2 pseudogenes are annotated in these 693 nt (G+C 26.8%); both read right to left on the reverse strand.

What is annotated here, in order from left to right:
• A pseudogene (locus A5883_RS19140) lies at positions 1-232 on the reverse strand (hypothetical protein); the annotation flags it as partial.
• Positions 222-693 (reverse strand): annotated as a pseudogene (locus A5883_RS09735) (beta 1-4 rhamnosyltransferase Cps2T); the annotation flags it as partial. The pseudogenes A5883_RS09735 and A5883_RS19140, both read right to left, overlap by 11 nt.

Genomic DNA, 693 nt, shown 5'->3' on the forward strand with positions numbered 1-693 from the left:
TATCTAAAAATCTATTATAAGCTTTAGATAATCCTACGTTACCATTCATAGGTATATATTTTATGTCTAACAATTGTGAGCGTTCTAAATTATTTTTTTTTACATTTTCGTCGTCACTATTATCTAATATAGTTATACACATTTTCCCAATTTTTGATAAATTATTATACGATACACTACTTTCAATATCTGAATTATAAATTAAAATAACAGGATAAAATTCAATGTCCATTATGGCCTCCAAGTAAATTCTCATATTGCTTCACAATTATATCCCAAGTAAATTTATCATTGACTCTTTGGTAAGCTTTTAAATGAATTTCATCTCTATTACTGAAATCTTTTGATTCAATCAAATTAATTAATTCATTCAAATTATTCTTCTCCCAGTATAATGCTCCCTCACCTGCTACTTCTCTGTTAAAGCCAACATTTAGTAGCAAGTTTAACTTTGTGCTCGCCAATGATTCTAATAAAGACGGATTAGTTCCACCCACTTCATGACCATGAAAATATGCATAAGCATTTTCTCTAATATATTTTAATAGTTGTTGATTATAAACTGTCCCTACAAATTTAACTCGTTCATCACGATGAAAATTTGTTTTATGTTTCAGTTCATCAAAAAACTTATTATTTTCAACATTCGAAATAAGAATAAAGCTTTTTTTTGTTTTTGATAACATAAACTCT

Source organism: Enterococcus sp. 5B3_DIV0040 (assembly GCF_002140755.1).
Lineage (GTDB): Bacteria > Bacillota > Bacilli > Lactobacillales > Enterococcaceae > Enterococcus_D > Enterococcus_D casseliflavus.